This is a genomic window from Polaromonas sp. P1_F4 (genome assembly GCF_056405675.1).
This window is the reverse complement of sequence record NZ_JBFUBP010000009.1, coordinates 125427-143389: the sequence shown is the minus strand read 5'-3', so window position 1 is coordinate 143389 and position 17963 is coordinate 125427. Positions and strand designations below refer to the sequence as shown.

Genomic DNA, 17963 nt, shown 5'->3' with positions numbered 1-17963 from the left:
CCGCTTGAATAGCGGGTCGAATCGAAAAAAGAACATAAATTGTCTGCATGCGGACAGTCGGCCGGGATCTTTGGTCCTGGTGCGAGCCCTTCTTCAAGGATATCTTTCGGTCAGGTCATCGAACCGGCTTTTTGGAGGGCCATGCCGGCCAAGTGGCGTAGTTGCGTGGGGGCTAGAGCCGCCGTCTTTCGAGCAACTCGAAGACCGCCATCCCGGCCAGCATGGCAAGCACAAACACGGCGGCTTTGGGTTCACCCATGCCAAGGGCCACCAGGCCCGGGCCGGGGCAAAAACCGGCGAGCCCCCACCCCACCCCGAAGAGGGCGCTGCCGGCCACCAGCCTGTGATCCACAGGGCCCGCAGCCGGCAGTTTCATATCGGCGCCCAACAGGGAACGGCGCCTTTTTTTAGCCAGCAGGAAAGCGAAGAGGCCCACGGCAATGGCGCCGGCCATGACAAAGGCCAGCGACGGGTCCCAGGGGCCGGCAAGATCCAGGAAGCCGAGGACCTTGGCGGGATTGGCCATGCCCGAGACGATCAGGCCCAGGCCGAACACCAGGCCCGCCAGCAGGGAAGACAGCAGTAGCATGGTCTTTCTCCTAAAGTTTGAACAGATGGCGCGCCAGAAACACCACAGCAAAACCGGCGCCCATGAAGGTCACCGTGGCCACCAGCGAACGCGGCGACAGCCTTGAAAGCCCGCACACGCCATGGCCGCTGGTGCAGCCCGCGCCATAGCGCGTGCCGATGCCCACCAGCAAGCCGGCGGTGACCAGCAGGCCATAACCGGCATCCACCCGCATGGGGGGCAAGGCCAAGAATGCGGCATAAGCCCATGGAGCGCCGACGAGCCCGGCGATAAAGGCTATCCGCCAGCCGACGTCGCCGCGTACCGGTTTGAGCAATCCACCCAGAATTCCGCTGATGCCGGCGATGCGCCCGTTGAGCAGCACGAACATCGCGGCGGCCAGGCCTATGAGCAGGCCGCCCGCCAGTGCGGACCAGGGTGTGAAAGCGTTCCAGTCCAGGGTCATTGCTTGCGTCCTTCAGGGCAATACAGGCGGTAGAGCAGCGCCAGGATTTCCAGCGTCCCGGGTTCGGCCACGCGGTAATAAATGTTCTTGCCGTCCCGGCGCGGGATGATCACGCCTTCATTGCGCAGCACACCGAGCTGCTGCGAGAGCGTGGGTTGGCGTATGCCCAGGTCCTGCTCGAGCTCGCTCACGCAGCGCTCGCCCTGCGAGAGCTGGCAGAGCAGCAGCAACCGGTCTTCATTGGCCAGTGCCTTGAGCACACCCACGGCTTGCGCAGCCGCGTCGCGAAGCAGTCCGGGGTCCAAAACGGGAGGGGATGATTTCATGGCCGTACGTTGGGGCTTCTTGATATTATATGAAAACATATAATGTGGAGAAAAGCCTCTCCGATGAAAGAACAGTCCATGCCAAGCCCGTTGGATCCCCAGGCATTTTTTGATCCCGTGACCGGGACCGTCACCTATGTCGTGGCGGACAGCGGCACAGGGCAGGCGGCCATCATCGACCCGGTGCTGGGGTATGACTTCAAATCGGGGCGCACCAGCACGGAACTGGCCGACCAGGTGCTGGCCCATGTGGCGCGGCAGGGCCTTCAGGTCGAGTGGATCCTGGAAACCCACGCGCACGCTGACCATCTCTCGGGCGCGCACTACCTGAAGGCGCAGGCCGGCGGCAGGACTGCCATTGGCGAACATATACGCGCCGTGCAGGCCACCTTCAAATCGATTTTTAACCTGGAGCATTCGTTTGCGCCGGATGGCAGCCAGTTCGACCACCTGTTCAGGGACGGCGAGATATTCAGGCTGGGCAACCTGGAGATGAGCGCCCTGCATGTACCCGGCCATACGCCCGCGGACATGGCCTACCTTGCGGGTGACGCCGTGTTTGTGGGCGACACGCTCTTCATGCCCGACGTAGGCACCGCCCGCGCGGATTTCCCGGGCGGCGATGCCCACCAGTTGTACCGCTCTATCCGCAAGCTGCTATTACTGCCGGCAGAAACCCGGATCTTCGTCTGCCACGACTACCCGCCTGGAGAACGTGCGCCTCAGTGGGAAACCACTGTGGGTGAGCAGCGCCGCGCCAATATCCATGTGCATGACGGCATCTCCGAAGAGGCTTTTGTCGCCATGCGCGCGGCCCGGGATGCGACGCTGGGCATGCCCACGCTGATCATTCCTTCCATCCAGGTGAATATCCGGGCGGGCAGCTTGCCGCCGCCTGAAGGCAATGGCGTGAGCTATCTCAAGATTCCTGTCAACGCCTTGGGTGTCGCTTAGCCGACCATCGGTGCCGGCACCTCAAACACCAGGCAAGTCGTCGTCGCATGTGCATACAGTTTGCCGTCCGGCCCCACGATGCGGCCCTCGGCGGTGGCCAGCTGGCGGCCGCAGTGGATGACGGTGCCAATGGCGCGCAGCGGCCCGGTCTTGTGTGAGGCGGCGCGCACGATGTTGATGCTCAGCTCGGCCGTGGTGTAGGCCCGGCCCACCGGCATCATGGTGTGCACGGCGCAGCCTACGGCGGAGTCGAGCAGCGTGGCGTACCAGCCGCCGTGCACGGTGCCCAGCGGGTTGTAGTGCTTGAGCTGCGGTGTGCCCTGAAAGGTGGCTTTACCGGGCTCGATTTCAATCAGCGCAAAGTCCAGTGTTTCGGCAATGTGGGGGTAGGGCAGCTCACCGGCCAGCATTGCCTGCATCACTTCCATGCCGGTCTTGCCCGTCACGTCTTCCGGCCGTGCCAGGCCCGGCTTGCCGCCACCGCCGACCATGCGGGCGCGCACCGCGGCGCTTTGTTCCATCCATTGAGTCAATGTGTCTTGCAGGGTCATGGTATTTATAAATGTTGCATATACAATGATTGTAGCTACAATTAAATTATGAGCGAGAAAACCCGCCTGTCAACCCAGGCCGAACTCAAAGTGCAGGGCTGCACCAATGTCAAGCTGCGCCAGCTGATGCGCCGCGTCGCGCACCACTACGACCTTGAAATGATCAAGGCGGGCCTGAAGACAACGCAGTATTCCCTGCTGACTTATGTGCTGAAGCTGGGCCCCATGCGACCGGGCGAGCTGGCGCGTGGCATGAAGATGAGTGCCTCCACCCTCACGCGCAACCTCAAGCCGCTGATCGACGCCGGCTGGATTGAACTCGCAGCAGGCACCGATGCGCGCAGCCGAACCGTGGTGCTGACTGACGCAGGCCGCGCCAAGCGTGAAGAAGCCCGCTCGCGGTGGAGGGCGGCGCAGGAGCAGCTCAACGCGCTGTTGGGCACCGGGCGTGTGCTGGCCTTGCACAACCTGATCAATGAATCTTTAGAGCTTTTGTCCCCCATCGAATCCGGAGTTGATGATGAGTAATCCCGAGCCTTCCAATCCCGCCGCGTCTTCCGCTGTCCTGCCCGCGCGCCGCATCGCGATGTGGCTGGTGCTGCTGGCAGCCGGCGGCACTTTCGCCCTGACGATGGGCGTTCGCCAGACCATGGGCCTGTTCCTGTCGGCGCTGAACACCTCTACCGCACTGGGCATCGGCAGCATCAGCCTGGCCTTTGCTTTCGGCCAGCTCTGGTGGGGGCTGACGCAGCCCTTTGCCGGCGCGGTGGCTGACCGCATCGGCACAGGCCGTGTGATCTTTTTGGGTGTGGTGCTGGTGGCGATTGGCACGATCATCACTCCGTTGATGACCAGCACGGCCGGCCTGATCTTTGCCATCGGTGTGCTGGCCGCGGGCGGCGCCGGCATGGCGGGCCCCTCAGTGCTGATGGCGGCCAGCACGCGTCTGGTACCACCGGAAAAGCGCGGCCTGGCGACCGGCATCGTGAATGCGGGCGGCTCGTTTGGACAGTTTGCGATGGCGCCGATTGCCATCGGCCTCACCGCCGCTGTCGGATGGGCCAGCGCCATGCAATGGCTGGGCGCGCTGATCCTGCTGGCGGTGCCTGCGGCGCTGGTGCTCAAGGGCAATTCGAAAGCGTTGGCGGCGCAGGCCGCAGCAGCTTCAGGCACGAAAGCACTCAGCGCGCGCCAGGCTATCAGTCAGGCAATAGGCACGCCCAGCTATCGTTACCTGGCTGCGGGTTTCCTGGTCTGCGGCTTTCATGTGGCATTTCTGGCGACTCACCTCCCCGGCGTGATAGCGGCCTGCGGTTTGCCGCCTGAAATCGGCGGCTGGTCGCTTGCGATGATCGGCCTCTTCAATATCGTCGGCAGCCTGGCCATGGGCTGGGCCGTGGGGAAATGGCGCATGAAGTCCTTGCTAGCCCTGCTGTACGCGACGCGCGGCCTGGCTGTGCTCATCTTCCTGCTCGCGCCCAAAACGCCGGCCGTGATGCTGATCTTCGCCGCCGTCATGGGCGTGACCTTCCTCTCGACCGTTCCCCCCACGGTGGGCCTGGTCGCCAAGATGTTCGGTACGGCCAACATGGCCATGCTGTTCGGTGTGGTCATGCTGTCGCACCAGGTGGGTGGCTTTCTGGGGGCCTACCTGGGCGGCTATATATTCCAGGCCACCGGCAGCTACGACTGGGTCTGGTACATCGACATTGTTCTGGCTGTCGGCGCCGCGCTGGTGAATCTGCCTATCCGTGAAGCCTTGTTGCCGCGGCAAATGGCCGCCAAAGCGGCGGCCTGAAGGCGCTTGACGAGGTGTCCCCGCTATTGCACTTGAGAGTCGCTGTGACAGAATCCTTGCAAGCAACTTGCGGGGAAACATCAGATGCTCATCAATTGTGTGGTCTACCAGAACGGCACCAAGCTCGCCGATATCCCGGTCACCGAGATCAGCGAGTACATTTGCCGGCCTGACGCGTTCGTCTGGGTGGCGCTGCAAGACGCCACACCAGAAGAGCTCGAGGAAATGCGGGAGGAATTCGGCCTGCATGAACTGGCGGTAGAAGATGCCCGGCACGGCCACCAGCGGCCCAAGATCGAGGAATACGGCGCTTCGCTGTTCTCGGTGCTGCACCTGATCGAGCCTTCCGCCGACAAGCCGGGCGAGCTCAACGTTGGCGAGGTGGATGTATTTACCGGCAAGAACTATGTGCTCTCCGTGCGCAACCGCAGTCAAAAAGGTTTTCTGGGTGTGCGCGAACGCTGCGAACGCGAACCCGAGCTGCTGCGCAACGGTTCGGGGTTTGTGCTGTACGCCCTGATGGACGCGGTGGTCGACCGCTACTTTCCCATTCTTGATGCGCTTGAAACCGAGCTGGAGCTGATCGAGAAGGAAATCTTCACGCCCGGTGCTGCGCGAAAGAACATCGAACGGCTCTACGAACTCAAGGGCAGCGTGATGGTGCTCAAGCACGCAGTAGCACCGCTGCTGGAAGGCGCGAGCAAGCTCTACGGCGGCCGGGTTCCCCAGATCTGCAGCGGCGTACAGGACTATTTTCGCGATGTGGTCGACCATTTGTCGCGCATCAACGCGCTGATCGAAAACATGCGCGACACCATAGGCACGGCCATCCAGGTGAACCTGGCGATGGTGACGATTGAAGAGAGTGAAGTCACCAAGAAACTCGCAGCCTGGGCCAGTATCTTTGCGGTCTGCACGGCGTTTGCCGGCATATGGGGCATGAACTTCGAAGCCATGCCCGAACTCAAATGGCGCTACGGCTACCTCATGGCCATCAGCATGATTGTGGTGGCGTGCTCATTACTCTATTGGCGTTTCAAGCGCGCACGCTGGCTTTAAGTTACGACACGCGAGGCGGGGTAAACGCCGTGCGCGCTGCCAGCGCGGGCTTGCGGCTGGCGCAACCTTCGATGTGGTCATTGACCAGGCCCATGGCCTGCATGAAGGCATACATCGTGGTTGGGCCCACAAAGCTCCAACCGCGTTTCTTCAAATCCTTGGACAGTGCGATGGAGGCCGGAGAAGTCGGCATGGCTTTCACGGCCTCGTGCGTGATGCGTGCGGGCCGGCTCTTGGCCTCGGGCTCCAGCCGCCAGACAAAAGCGCCCAGTGAGCCAAATTCTTTTCGCAGCTCGATGACGCGCTTTGCATTGTTGATGGTCGAGGCGATCTTTCCCGCGTGTCGCACAATGCCCGCGTCATTGACCAGGCGTTTGATGTCACGCTCGCCAAAGCGGGCCACCTGCTCGGCATCGAAGTTGGCGAACGCGTTGCGAAAGGATTCGCGTTTGTTCAGGATGGTCAGCCAGCTGAGGCCAGCCTGAAAACCTTCAAGGCAGATTTTTTCGAAGAGCTGGCGTTCATCGTCCACCGGAAAGCCCCACTCGCTGTCGTGGTAGTTGCGGTAAAGGGGCGTTGCCTGGCACCAGGCGCAGCGCGCGGTGTGGGTGTCATCGATAAAAAGGCTGGTAGCCGGCGAGGGTGCAACTTTGAGGCGCTTGGGCGGGATGGCGGAAGGCATGGGCAATTTTAGGCAAATGCGGGCAGGGCTGTGCGGGTGAGGTGACTCATCTTTTGCCGCCCGGCAGTATCATGAAGCACGCTCCCTCTCATCGATCCACAACTTCGGAACAACGCACCATGTCCATCCAGCTTTGGCTAGCTTTCGTCGCCGCAACCACCGTCCTGCTCATCATCCCGGGCCCGACCATCCTGACGGTCATCAGCTACTCGATGGCGCACGGCAAGCGTGCCAACATTCCGTTGGTGGCCGCCGTGGCGCTGGGTGACTCGACGGCCCTGGTAGTCTCGCTGTTCGGCCTGGGCGCCTTGCTCGCGGCATCGGCCTTCTGGTTCACGGTAGTCAAGTGGGCGGGCGGCCTGTATTTGCTTTACCTGGGCATCAAGCTCCTGCGCGCCGGAATTTCGCCTATGCAGGCGGCAGCGCCCGAGGCGCCGGGCTCCTTGTGGAAGCTGTTCGGTAATACCTACCTGGTCACCGCACTCAACCCCAAGGGCATTGTGTTTTTCGTGGCTTTCCTGCCCCAGTTCATCAACCCCGGCGCCGACGTGACGCGGCAGCTCTGGGTGCTGGCGGTGACCTTTGTGGTGATGGCCAGCCTGAACGCCACGCTGTACGCGGTGTTTGCTGCGTCGGCCCGCACGCTGCTGGCCTCGCCGCGCGCCCAGCGGCGTTTTAATTTCGCGGGCGGCTCGCTGCTGTCCATGGCGGGCGTCTGGGCCTTGTTGGCCAAGCGGCCGGCCTGAATTCAGGCGGCCGGCCTGCCGAGTGCCTGCTGCATCACCGCCGCGCCCTGGGTCATCATCGCGTCGATGTATTCCTCCAGCGCATCGGGGAGCGCGTCGGTAACCCAGGTAAAGCGGGTGCGGTTTTCGCCCTCGGAAAACAACTGCGCCGAAGCCATGTGATGGGTGGCCTTGCCGCCGACCACGGTGTAGCTGAGGCGGTGCATCCCTTCATGGATGCCCACCAGCACTTCGTGCGCAACCATCCCGTTGGCAAAGGTTACGGTCCGGCCGCCTTCGCCGGGCTTGCAGTCGACCACGAAGCCCGGCGCAAGGCGCCGGTGCACCGCGTTGAAGTCGCACAGCGCGTCCCAGACGCTGCCTATGCCCGCGTCGACCGTGAATTCCTTGTAGATCGTGGCCATGGTGACCCCAGTCTGGCTGGCGCCGGGGTGGCGCCTTGTCATTGCAGCATAGCAATCAAACCGGGCGAAGTCAGCCCTGATAAGCGCCGGTTACAAACGCTTTCCGCGCAGCCTCAGCGCATTGCTGATCACCGACACCGAACTCAGGCTCATCGCCAGGGCCGCAATCATGGGCGACAACAACCAGCCGGTGAAGGGAAAGAGCAAGCCCGCGGCCAGCGGCACCCCCAGCGAGTTGTAGACGAAGGCGAAGCCGAGGTTCTGCTTCATGTTGGCGATCGTCGCTTCCGAGATTTTCCGGGCTTGTGCAATGCCGCGCAAATCACCTTTGACCAGCGTGATCTGGGCGCTGTTCATGGCCACATCGGTACCCGTGCCCATGGCAATGCCCACGTTGGCCTGGGCCAGGGCCGGGGCGTCATTGATGCCGTCGCCGGCCATGGCAACGATATGGCCTTCATCTTGCAGGCGCTTGACCAGTGCCAGCTTGTCTGCCGGCTGCACGCCACCGTGCACTTCGTCAATGCCCAGGCGCCCGGCGATGGCTTTGGCTGTGGTCAGGCCGTCGCCTGTGGCCATGATCACGCGCAGGCCGGCGGCTTTGAGCGCCGCCAGCGCCTCGGGCGTGCTGGCTTTCACCGGATCGGCCACAGCGAGCAGGCCCGCAAGCCGGCCGTCGACCGCCAGGTGCATCACGCTGGCGCCCTCGGCACGCAGGGTTTCCGCCTGGGCCAGCAGCGAATCCACTGAAACACCAGCCTGCGCCATCAACGCCGTATTGCCTAGCGCGAGCAGCCGACCAGCCACATGCCCGCTGACGCCGATGCCGCTGGCGGACTCGAAGTTCTCTGGCGTGTCCAGCGGCAGGCTGCGAGCGCGCGCTGCGGCTACTATGGCCTCGGCCAGCGGGTGTTCGCTGCCCTGGTCCAGGCTGGCGGCCAGCTGCAACACCTCATCAGCACGGAAGCCGTCGGCGGGAATCGCGCGGTCGAACGCCGGCTTGCCGGCCGTCAGCGTGCCGGTCTTGTCGACGATCAGTACGTCGACGGTGCGCAGGTGTTCAATCGCCGCCGCATCGCGGAAAAGAATGCCCTGGCCAGCCGCCTTGCCGGTGGCGACCATGATGGACATCGGCGTGGCCAGGCCCAGCGCGCAGGGGCAGGCGATGATCAGCACTGCTACCGCGTTGATCAGGCCGTAAACCCAGCTCGGTTGCGGGCCGAAAAATCCCCATCCCAGAAAGGTCAGCACGGCCACGGCCACCACGGCCATGACAAACCATCCAGCCACCTGGTCAGCCATACGCTGCAGGGGTGCCTTCGAGCGTTGGGCCAGCGCGACCATCTGCACGATTTGCGACAGCATGGTTTGCGCGCCGACGCGCTCGGAGCGCATGACCAGCGCGCCGCTGGTGTTGAGCGTGGCGCCTATCAGCTTGTCGCCCGGACGCTTGCTCACGGGCAGGGGTTCTCCGGTCAGCATCGATTCATCGACGGCGCTGCCACCCTCGGTAACGACGCCGTCGACGGGCACTTTTTCGCCGGGGCGCACGCGCAGGCTGTCGCCCACGTGCACGTGGGTCAGCGGAACGTCTTCCTCGGTGCCGTCGGCCTTGATGCGCCGTGCGGTTTTGGGCGCCAGCCCCAGCAATGACTTGATTGCGGCGGAAGTTTGCGAACGCGCCTTCAGCTCCAGCATCTGGCCGAGCAGCGTCAGGGAAATGATCACGGCCGCCGCTTCAAAATACACCGCTACACGGCCCATGGAGATAAACGAGTCGGGGAATACACCGGGCGCGAGGGTAGCGACCACGCTGTAGACAAAGGCGGCGCCCGTCCCCAGGCTGATGAGGGTCCACATGTTCGGACTGCGGTGGACGAGCGATTGCGCACCGCGCACGAAGAAGGGCCAGCCTGCCCACAATACGACCGGCAGGCTCAGCAACAGCTCGATCCAGCTCTGGACGGCCATGTCGAACCAGCCGAGCTGGTGGCCGAACATGGCCAGCACCGTCACCACCACAGTGAGCGGCAGCGTCCACCAGAAGCGGCGGGTGAAGGAGACGAGTTCCGGGTTTTCGTCCTCGTCAAGGCTGGGCATGACGGGCTCCAGTGTCATGCCGCAGATTGGGCAGTTGCCGGGATGGTCCTGCCGGATTTCCGGGTGCATGGGGCAGGTGTAAAGGGTTTCACCGGTCTGGCCGGCATCGGGTTCGCGCGTTGCTTCGGTGGCGGGCGCTGCCTTGAGCCCGTTGACGTAGGCCGTCGGGTCGGCGGAGAATTTTTTCAGGCAGCCGGCGCTGCAGAAGTAGTAAGGCCTTCCCTCGTGCTCAAGATGGTGCGCGGATGCCGTGGTGACGTCCATACCGCAGACCGGGTCTTTCAGTCCGTCCGGGGTGGTGGGCGGCAGGTGAGCATTTACCTGTGTGGTTCCCGGTGTGGCGTGGGAGGTGTGGTTCATGGAGGGCTTCCTTTGGTGTTCTGCAGACCTGGACCAGGCCCATGAACAAGGGTAGACCTTCCCCCTGTGGGAAGGTCAAGTCCCTCTGGATTGGAGGAGAGTTTCCCCTGCAAGGCTCTGGTGATCTTCAGCGCCTTCCGCGGTGGATTGCATGATCCACGTCAACTGAAAGCGGAAAACCGGCACGCTTTCGCGTGCATGCCAGGCTACACCGGCACGGTGTAGTTCAGCGTCATGCGCCCACCATCGACCACGACGATTTCGCCCGTGATGTAGCTGGCGGCGTCGCTGGCGAGGTAGGCCACCGTGTCGGCGATCTCCGAAGGCTCGCCCAGGCGCTTCATGGGAGTGCGGCTCATGATTTTGGCCTTGGCCTCGTCGCTGGTGAGCACGGCCCTGGCGGCCAGTTCGGTGGCGATGGTGCCGGGGGCAACCGCGTTGACGCGCACGCCCTGGCTGGCCAGCGACAGCGCCATCACGCGCGTGAGCTGGTTAATGCCGCCTTTGCTGACGTTGTAGCTGGCAATGGTGGGAATGGCGAGCACGCCGTTGACCGAACTCATGTTGACGATGCTGCCCTTGCCGGCGGCCGCCATCACGCGCGCCACGGCCTGCCCGACCAGGAAGGATCCCTTGAGGTTGATGCGCAGTACGGCGTCGAAATCGGCTTCCGTCACGTCCAGAAACTCCGCAGCCTTGAATATGCCGGCATTGTTCACCAGCACGTCGATGCGGCCGTGCGCGGCCACGGTGCGAGCCACCAGCGCATCGACCTGGGCCTTGTCGCCCACGTCGCAATGAACGTAGAGGCCGCCGAGTTCGGTGGCCAGCGCAGCGCCGCGCGCGTCGTCGATGTCGGCGATGACGACCGCGGCTTTCTCGCGCGAAAAACGCCGTGCGCAGGCCTCGCCGATGCCTTGGGCACCGCCGGTGACGATGCAGACGCGGCCCGCCAGCCCGAACGATACCTGGGCAGTATCTGTAGATGAAATAATGCTCATGCCCTTATGGTACCAGCGCAAGCAGCTATGAATTCCATAGCAGATTCGGAGACCTGGGCGGCGGAAGAACCTGGTTTGTAGAGTGCCGATCCGATACCGAAACCGTTGGCACCCGCGGCCAGGTAGGGCGCCATATTGGCGGGCGTGATGCCGCCGACCGGTAGCACTGCGGCTTGCGCGGGCAGTACCGCGCGAAGGGCTTTCACGACCGCCGGGGTGATCATTTCGGCCGGGAAAATCTTCAGCCCTGTCGCACCCGCTTCGAGCGCAGCAAATGCCTCGCTGGCAGTCATGATGCCGGGCAGGCACACCAGGCCGAGGCGGACAGCTTCACGCACCACCGCCGGGTTGAAATTGGGCGAAACGATGAGCTGGCCACCCGCTGCGTGCACGTCACGCACCGCCTCAGGAGTCAGCACCGTGCCGGCACCGACCAGGGCCTGCGGAAAGGCGCTGGCCATGGCGGCAATGCTGTCCAGCGGCTGGGGTGAATTGAGCGGAATTTCGATCAGCGTCCAGCCCGTGGCAACGAGTGCCTGGCCGACAGGCTGGGCCTCCGCCGGCGTCAGTCCGCGCAGGATGGCCACCAGGGGCAGGGCGTTGAGGGCCTGGGAAAATTTTTGGTGTGCGTTGTTCATGGTGTTCTGTGGGTTGAGGCGCAATACTGCGCCGGTCAGGCCAGGGTATCGGCGATGGCGCGCAGGCCGCGCCAGGTGGCGCCCGCGCCCACGCGCTTCACGGACACATTGATCTGGGCCAGTGCCTGTTCGTAGCGGGCCGTGAGGACTTCCGCGCCCATCACCACCACAGGCTCGCCGCGCGGCAGTGCCTGGGATTTGAGTTCCTCGCCGATGACCAGGCCTGACAGGTAGCTGGGCAGGGACTCGGTGGTCATCCGCTGGAAGAGCGACAGGGTGCGTGTGCTGAAGGCGGTGTTCAGCAGGCCGGGGCCGGCCAGCGCATGGGCCACGCCCTGATCGAAGGCGGCGGCGTCCAGCGCGGGTTCGTCGTCGGGCAGCATGCGTGCGAGGATGGATTGGCGGCGCAGCAGCGCATAGAACTCGCCGGTCATCCAGGTCGAAAAATCTGTGACCTGCCGGTTTTCGACGGTGACCCATTTGCTGTGCGTGCCGGGTAGCACCAGCCGGGCATGGGTCAGACCCAACAGTTGCAAGGCGCCAAAGATCTGCGTTTCCTCGCCGCGCATGACGTCGGGCACGCCGCCCTTGTCTATGCTCAGGCCGGGCACGATGGCGATGCGGCCGGGCTCCACCCATTCCAGTGCGGCGGCGATCGCGTCAAAGCCGGCGGGGCAGGCGCAGTAGGGCGCTTCGCGCCAGCCCTGTTTGCTGCCGGCCATGCCGGAGATCAGGCACAGCGTGCCAGGCGTCATCCAGTCGGCAAAGCAGCTTGCAAAAACCTCCGGAAAGGTACCGGGAGCGACAGTCAGGATGCCGCGTGCGAAGGAACGCTCGTCCAGGGCTGTGCCGGCGCCGTCGATCAACGCGCCGCGCAGTGAAGAGCTGCCCCAGTCGACTGCCAGAAGGCGGTTCACAGCAGGGCCCTGACCTGTTCGGGACGCGGCAGCGGAGCGACCGCGCCGTAGCCCTGCACCGTGAGGGCGGCCGCTGCATTGGCATAGCGGGCCGCATCAAAGACGTTGTCGCCCGCCGCAATGCGCGCCAGCAGGTTGCCGCAAAAGCAGTCGCCTGCACCGGTGGCATCCACCAGCTTCACGTTGTGCACGGGCACGCGCTCGCGCCGCGTGCCGTCGCTGACCAGCGCGCCGTCGCCGCCGAGCTTGAGCACCACGGTTTTGGCGCCCAGGGCATGGCCCCAGTCCATCACCGCGTCGGGGTCTGTCATGCCGTTGAGGGTGGTGATGTCTTCCAGGCTCGGCAGGAAAATGTCGCACAGTGAAACGGCGTGGCGGGTGCAGGCAAGCGCCCGGTCCAGCGGCCAGAGTTTGAGCCGAAGATTGGAATCAAAAGACACCAGCGTGCCGGCTTCCTTGGCCAGCTTCATGGCGGCAAAAGCCGTATCGCAGGCACCCGCGGAAATTGCCAGCGATATGCCCGAGACGTGCAGGACTTTGGCTTGGCGCACGGCATCGGCCGCGCCGGCCTGCTGCAGCCAGGCCGGTGTCATGCGGCTGGCCGCGGAGCCCGCGCGCAGGTAGCTGAATTCATGGCCTTTGGGGCCATGGGTGACGAAGTACAGGCCGGTGCTGGCCTCGCTGTCCTGCTGGACCGCTTCCGTGGAAACCTTCTCCGCGGTCCACAAGGCCATTAGCGAGTGGCCGAAAGTGTCGCAGCCCAGGCGGGTGAGATAGGCGGTGTTGGCGCCGGCGCGCGCCGCCGCGATCACGGCGTTGCTGGTGTCGCCGCCAAAACCCTGCAGGTAGTTAGGCTGGCCGGCAGTGGTCTGGTTGAATTCCACCATGGCTTCGCCGAGCGCGACGACATCGAATTTTCTGGCTTGCATTGATTGGGTTTCCTGGCTTCTTCCGGCATCCCGGCGCGGGGCTTTTCAGGGAAGAAAAACCTGAAAGCACGTCGCGCTTCAAACCCCCGATGGTACCCGCGGGCCGGGGCGGCCCCGTACCCGCGCTGTACCCGGTTCAGTGGTTGTCGCGCGGCACGAACGAACCGCGCTTGCCCACCAGGAAATCCAGGTCTACGCCTTCATCGGCCTGCAGCACGTGATCGATGTACAGCTTCCAGTAGCCTGAAGACAGCGGTGGCTCGGGTGCTTTCCAGCTGGTCATGCGCCTGGCGAGCTCTTCGTCACTGACATGCAGGTGCAGCCTGCGGTTGGGCACATCCAGTTCGATGATGTCGCCGTTTTGCACCAGGGCCAGTGGTCCGCCTGCCGCGGCTTCGGGCGCTGTGTGCAATATCACGGTGCCATACGCTGTTCCGCTCATGCGGGCGTCGCTGATGCGGACCATGTCGGTGATGCCTTTGCGCAGCACCTTGGGCGGCAGCGGCATGTTGCCGACTTCGGCCATGCCGGGGTAGCCCTTGGGCCCGCAGTTCTTCAGCACCATCACGCAGTTCTCGTCGATGTCCAGGTTTTCATCGTCGATGCGCGCATGGAAATCTTCAATGGTTTCAAAGACCACGGCACGGCCCTTGTGCACCATGAGTGCGGGTGTGGCCGCGCTGGGCTTGATGACCGCGCCGCGCGGCGACAGGTTGCCGCGCAGCACGGCGATGCCGGCCTTGTCCTTGAAGGGTGTGGAGAGCGGCATGATGACATCAGTGTTGTAGTTTTCCGCATCAGCAATGTTCTCGCCGATGGTCTTGCCGTTGGCTGTGATGGCGCTGGTGTGCAGATGCTGCGCTATTTCCTTCATCACGACCGGCAGGCCGCCGGCGTAGCAGAAGTCTTCCATCAGGTATTTGCCGGAAGGCTGCAGGTTGACGAGGCAGGGCAGCTCGCTGGCCAGGCGGTCAAAGTCATCGACCGTCAGCTTGACCCCGATGCGCCCGGCGATGGCGATCAGGTGAATGACTGCGTTGGTGGAGCCACCAATGGCAGCCAGGGTCTTGATGGCATTTTCGAACGCCTCGCGCGTGAGAATCTTCGAGAGTGTGAGGTCTTCGTGCACCATCTCGACAGCACGTCGACCGGCCATGCGGGCCAGTACATTGCGCCGGCCGTCCACTGCCGGATACGCTGCGTTGCCGGGCAGGCCTATGCCCAGCGCCTCGACCATGCTGGCCATCGTTGATGCCGTGCCCATGGTCATGCAGTGGCCGTGGCTGCGGTGCATACAGCTTTCGGCCTCAAAAAACTCGGCGAGTTTGAGCGTGCCGGCCCGCACCTGCTCGCTCATGCTCCAGACGCCGGTGCCCGAGCCCAGCTCCTGGCCGCGCCATTTACCGCTGAGCATAGGCCCGCCGCTGACACCCACCGTAGGCAGATCGACGCTGGAGGCGCCCATCACCAGTGAGGGTGTGGTCTTGTCGCAGCCCATCAGCAGCACCACGCCGTCGATCGGATTGCCGCGAATGCTTTCTTCCACGTCCATGCTGGCCAGGTTGCGGTAGAGCATGGCGGTGGGACGCAGCAGGGTTTCGCCCAGCGACATCACCGGGAATTCCAGCGGGAAGCCGCCGGCCTCATAGACGCCGATCTTGACCTGCTCGGCGATGGTGCGGAAATGCGAGTTGCAGGGCGTCAGCTCGCTGAAGGTGTTGCAGATGCCGATGACCGGCCTGCCGTCGAACTGGTCGTGCGGAACGCCCTTGCCCTTGACCCAGCTGCGGTAGGCAAAGCCGTCGCGGTCCTGGCGGCCGAACCATTGCTGGCTGCGGAGTTCGTGGGCGGGTTTTTTCTTGGGTGGTGTGCTCATGCGGGAAAGTCCTTAAATCGTCAAACATATTATCGTCATACCATTGGCCGGGCTATCTTAGTGAAAACCATGACCACAGGAGCTCGCCCCTTGTCCGCCCCGTCCACCCGTCCGCACATCCTCACCGTCGCCAAGCTCCCGCCCTTCCTGATGGAGCCGCTGCAGGCGGTTTATGAAGTCCATGACAGGCTGCATGAAAGCGATCCTTCGGCTTTCGCCAGGGTGGCGTCGCTGATTCGGGGAATCGCCGGAGGCGGGGAGTCCAAGGTACCGCGTTCCCTGATGGAGCAACTGCCCGCGCTGGAAATTGTTTCCATCATGGGCGTGGGTTACGACGGTGTGGACGTCGCCGCCGCGCTGGAAAAACGCATTCCGGTTACCCACACGCCCGGCGTGCTCAACGACGAGGTGGCTGACCTGGCCATAGGCCTCATGCTGTCGGTGGCGCGCCGCATACCGCTGGCGGACCGTTATGTGCGGGCCGGGCGCTGGGCAAAGGAAGGGCCCATGCCGCTGGCGCGCAAGGTCTCGGGCGCGCGCCTGGGCATCGTCGGCCTGGGCCGCATAGGCCAGGCCATCGCGAGCCGGGCGGAGGCCTTCGGCATGTCGATCGCCTACACCGGGCGCGGCGCGAAGGCGGAACTCGCTTACACCTTTTACCCCACTGCGCACGCACTGGCCGCGCAAGTGGATTTCCTGATCGTGATTACGCCGGGCGGTGCCGGAACGCACCACATGATCAATGCGGAGGTGCTCAAGGCCCTCGGGCCCGAGGGCTACCTGATCAACGTGGCGCGCGGTTCGGTGGTCGATGAGGCGGCCCTGGTTGCCGCATTGCAGCAAGGCGTAATCGCCGGTGCGGCGCTTGATGTGTTCGAGAAGGAGCCGCATCCCACGGAGGCGCTCTGGTCCATGGACAACGTGGTGCTGACGCCGCACATGGCCAGCGCAACAGTGCAGACGCGCCATGCCATGGCCAACCTGGCCGTGAACAACCTGCATGCCCATTTTTCCGGGCAAGCCCTCTTTACCCCTGTGCCGGAATGGCATTGAATCAGGGGCGGGATGCTTCGGGTTTTCCATAGAAGAATCGGGGTTTAATCATCATATGATAACAATGCGTCAACGAACCCTTTTGAGTTTTTTGCCGTTCAACAACCCACCCGCAGAGGAGACAAACCCAATGAGACTCAAGACAATTCTGGCCGCCGCGATGGTCGCGGCTGGCCTCATCACGGCGGGGCAGGCTGCCGCCCAGGAAAAGCTCACCGTCTGGTGGGTCAAAGGCTTTTACAAGGCCGAAGACGACGCCCTGTTTGCTGCCATCAAGAAGTATGAAGACAAGCACAAAGGCGTCAAGATCGAGCTGTCGCAGTACCCGGTGCAGGACATGATCCCGAAAACCGTCGCGGCCCTCGATTCCGGCAGTCCGCCCGACGTGGCTTATGCCGACGTCTATGACTTCCAGGTTGCAGGCAAGTGGGCCTTTGACGGCAAGCTCGAAGACATCAGCAGCGTGATCAACCCTATGCGTGCGCGTTTTGCACCCAACACGGTTGAAACCGCATTTCTCTATAACGACGTCGCCAAGAATCGGGCCTATTACGCCTTTCCGATGAAGCAGCAGACCATGCACATCGAGTACTGGGTGGACATGCTCAACGAAGCCGGCTTCAAGGAGTCCGACATTCCTACCGGCTGGAAGGACTATTGGTCATTCTGGTGCGACAAGGTGCAGCCGGCTTATCGTCAGAAGAGCGGCAATCGCACCTTCGGTATCGGCCAGCCGCTGGGCGTGGATTCGAGCGATTCCTTTTATTCGTTCCTGACCTTTATGGACGCCTATAACGTGAGCCTGGTCAGCGACAGCGGCAAGCTGCTGGTTGATGACCCGAAAGTCCGTGCCGGCCTGATCAGTGCGTTGACCGACTACACGCAGCCATATGCCAAGGGCTGTACGCCACCGTCGTCCACCAGCTGGAAAGACCCGGACAACAATGTCGCTTTCCACAACAAGACCACCATCCTGACCCATAACGCCACGATCTCCATCGCCGCGAAATGGCTGGACGACATGAACAACGCTTCCCTGAAACCGGAGGAGCGTGAGCTTGCGAAAAAGAATTACACCGAGCGGATTCGCACGGCAGGATTCCCTAACAAGCCGGATGGCAGCAAGATGGTTTACCGTGCCGCCGTCAAAGTCGGTGTAGTCTTCAATCAGGCCAAGAACAAGGCCCGCGCCAAAGAGTTCGTTTCTTTCCTGATGCAGGAGGAAAACCTGACGCCTTACGTGGAGGGCTCGCTGGGCCGCTGGTTCCCTGTGACCAAGACTGCGCAGCAGCGACCGTTCTGGAAGGCTGACGCGCACCGCCAGTCGGTCTACAACCAGTTCATGAACGGCACGGTCAATTTTGAGTTCACCAAGAACTACAAGTTCACCATCCTGAACAATGAGAACGTCTGGGCCAAGGCGGCCAACCGCGTCATCAATGAAAAAGTGCCGGTGGACAAGGCTGTTGATGAAATGATTGCCCGCATCAAAACCGTGGCCAACTGACCTTTCGCTGACTGAAGAAAGCCGCGCT

General features: G+C 63.1%; 19 protein-coding genes. 7 read left to right on the top strand and 12 right to left on the bottom strand.

From position 1 onward, the window contains the following. Window positions 1-172: 172 nt before the first annotated feature. From AC1DYQ_RS18035 to AC1DYQ_RS18025, 3 genes are read right to left on the bottom strand one after another with little or no spacing between them, the layout of a single operon-like run. Window positions 173-589, bottom strand: coding sequence for a DUF6691 family protein (locus AC1DYQ_RS18035; RefSeq protein ID WP_477687929.1), 417 nt, complete (start codon window positions 587-589; stop codon window positions 173-175). A 10-nt stretch (window positions 590-599) separates the two neighbouring features. Further along, window positions 600-1034 carry a YeeE/YedE family protein gene (locus AC1DYQ_RS18030; RefSeq protein ID WP_477687928.1) on the bottom strand — a complete coding sequence of 145 codons (435 nt, stop codon included), beginning with the start codon at window positions 1032-1034 and terminating at the stop codon, window positions 600-602. After that, window positions 1031-1360, bottom strand: a complete 330-nt coding sequence (locus AC1DYQ_RS18025; protein ID WP_477687927.1) for an ArsR/SmtB family transcription factor — start codon at window positions 1358-1360, stop codon at window positions 1031-1033. Before AC1DYQ_RS18025 ends, AC1DYQ_RS18030 begins: the two co-directional genes overlap by 4 nt. Before the next feature lie 78 nt (window positions 1361-1438). Between AC1DYQ_RS18025 and AC1DYQ_RS18020 the strand changes: the two genes are divergently transcribed. Further along, window positions 1439-2314, top strand: a complete 876-nt coding sequence (locus AC1DYQ_RS18020; RefSeq protein ID WP_477687926.1) for an MBL fold metallo-hydrolase — start codon at window positions 1439-1441, stop codon at window positions 2312-2314. Here the strand turns inward: AC1DYQ_RS18020 and AC1DYQ_RS18015 are convergent. Continuing rightward, window positions 2311-2865 (bottom strand): PaaI family thioesterase, encoded by a 555-nt coding sequence (locus AC1DYQ_RS18015; protein WP_477687925.1) that lies wholly within the window; start codon window positions 2863-2865, stop codon window positions 2311-2313. The two genes, AC1DYQ_RS18020 and AC1DYQ_RS18015, sit on opposite strands and share 4 nt — an antisense overlap. 48 nt (window positions 2866-2913) lie before the next feature. Between AC1DYQ_RS18015 and AC1DYQ_RS18010 the strand changes: the two genes are divergently transcribed. The 3 genes from AC1DYQ_RS18010 (at window position 2914) to AC1DYQ_RS18000 (ending at window position 5722) form a co-directional block, all read left to right on the top strand. Beyond that, window positions 2914-3393, top strand: a complete 480-nt coding sequence (locus tag AC1DYQ_RS18010) for a MarR family winged helix-turn-helix transcriptional regulator (RefSeq protein ID WP_477687924.1) — start codon at window positions 2914-2916, stop codon at window positions 3391-3393. Next, complete coding sequence (locus tag AC1DYQ_RS18005; RefSeq protein ID WP_477687923.1) at window positions 3383-4663, top strand: MFS transporter; 1281 nt, start codon at window positions 3383-3385, stop codon at window positions 4661-4663. Before AC1DYQ_RS18010 ends, AC1DYQ_RS18005 begins: the two co-directional genes overlap by 11 nt. Window positions 4664-4747: 84 nt before the next feature. Further along, window positions 4748-5722, top strand: coding sequence for a magnesium and cobalt transport protein CorA (locus AC1DYQ_RS18000; protein ID WP_477687922.1), 975 nt, complete (start codon window positions 4748-4750; stop codon window positions 5720-5722). A 1-nt stretch (window position 5723) separates the two neighbouring features. Here AC1DYQ_RS18000 and AC1DYQ_RS17995 read toward each other — a convergent pair whose 3' ends face one another. Then, entirely contained in the window at window positions 5724-6404 is a 681-nt protein-coding gene (locus AC1DYQ_RS17995) for a DNA-3-methyladenine glycosylase I (protein WP_477687921.1), read from the bottom strand. A 119-nt stretch (window positions 6405-6523) separates the two neighbouring features. On the opposite strand from AC1DYQ_RS17995, the gene AC1DYQ_RS17990 reads away from it, so the two are divergent. Further along, on the top strand, window positions 6524-7150 hold the full coding sequence (locus AC1DYQ_RS17990; RefSeq protein WP_477687920.1) for a LysE family translocator: 627 nt from the start codon (window positions 6524-6526) through the stop codon (window positions 7148-7150). A gap of 2 nt (window positions 7151-7152) precedes the next feature. Here AC1DYQ_RS17990 and AC1DYQ_RS17985 read toward each other — a convergent pair whose 3' ends face one another. The 7 genes from AC1DYQ_RS17985 to AC1DYQ_RS17955 form a co-directional block, all read right to left on the bottom strand. Then, window positions 7153-7554, bottom strand: coding sequence for an SRPBCC family protein (locus tag AC1DYQ_RS17985; RefSeq protein WP_477687919.1), 402 nt, complete (start codon window positions 7552-7554; stop codon window positions 7153-7155). Window positions 7555-7644: 90 nt separating this feature from the next. Beyond that, window positions 7645-10014, bottom strand: coding sequence for a heavy metal translocating P-type ATPase (locus AC1DYQ_RS17980; protein ID WP_477687918.1), 2370 nt, complete (start codon window positions 10012-10014; stop codon window positions 7645-7647). A 206-nt stretch (window positions 10015-10220) separates the two neighbouring features. Beyond that, a complete protein-coding gene (locus AC1DYQ_RS17975; protein WP_477687917.1) occupies window positions 10221-11015 on the bottom strand; it encodes an SDR family NAD(P)-dependent oxidoreductase in 795 nt (264 codons plus the stop codon). After that, window positions 11012-11653, bottom strand: a complete 642-nt coding sequence (locus AC1DYQ_RS17970) for a 2-dehydro-3-deoxy-6-phosphogalactonate aldolase (RefSeq protein WP_477687916.1) — start codon at window positions 11651-11653, stop codon at window positions 11012-11014. The genes AC1DYQ_RS17975 and AC1DYQ_RS17970 overlap by 4 nt, the downstream gene beginning before the upstream one ends. A 35-nt stretch (window positions 11654-11688) precedes the next feature. Further along, on the bottom strand, window positions 11689-12570 hold the full coding sequence (locus AC1DYQ_RS17965) for a 2-dehydro-3-deoxygalactonokinase (protein WP_477687915.1): 882 nt from the start codon (window positions 12568-12570) through the stop codon (window positions 11689-11691). Next, window positions 12567-13499, bottom strand: coding sequence for a sugar kinase (locus AC1DYQ_RS17960; protein ID WP_477687914.1), 933 nt, complete (start codon window positions 13497-13499; stop codon window positions 12567-12569). Before AC1DYQ_RS17960 ends, AC1DYQ_RS17965 begins: the two co-directional genes overlap by 4 nt. Before the next feature lie 136 nt (window positions 13500-13635). Then, window positions 13636-15375, bottom strand: a complete 1740-nt coding sequence (locus tag AC1DYQ_RS17955; protein ID WP_477687913.1) for an IlvD/Edd family dehydratase — start codon at window positions 15373-15375, stop codon at window positions 13636-13638. Window positions 15376-15465: 90 nt separating this feature from the next. Here AC1DYQ_RS17955 and AC1DYQ_RS17950 point away from each other — a divergent pair, with 90 nt between their 5' ends. Further along, window positions 15466-16428 (top strand): 2-hydroxyacid dehydrogenase, encoded by a 963-nt coding sequence (locus AC1DYQ_RS17950; protein ID WP_477687912.1) that lies wholly within the window; start codon window positions 15466-15468, stop codon window positions 16426-16428. Window positions 16429-16558: 130 nt separating this feature from the next. Next, window positions 16559-17935: an ABC transporter substrate-binding protein gene (locus AC1DYQ_RS17945; RefSeq protein ID WP_477687911.1), complete on the top strand. Its 1377-nt coding sequence runs from the start codon at window positions 16559-16561 to the stop codon at window positions 17933-17935. The last annotated feature ends 28 nt before the right edge of the window (window positions 17936-17963 follow it).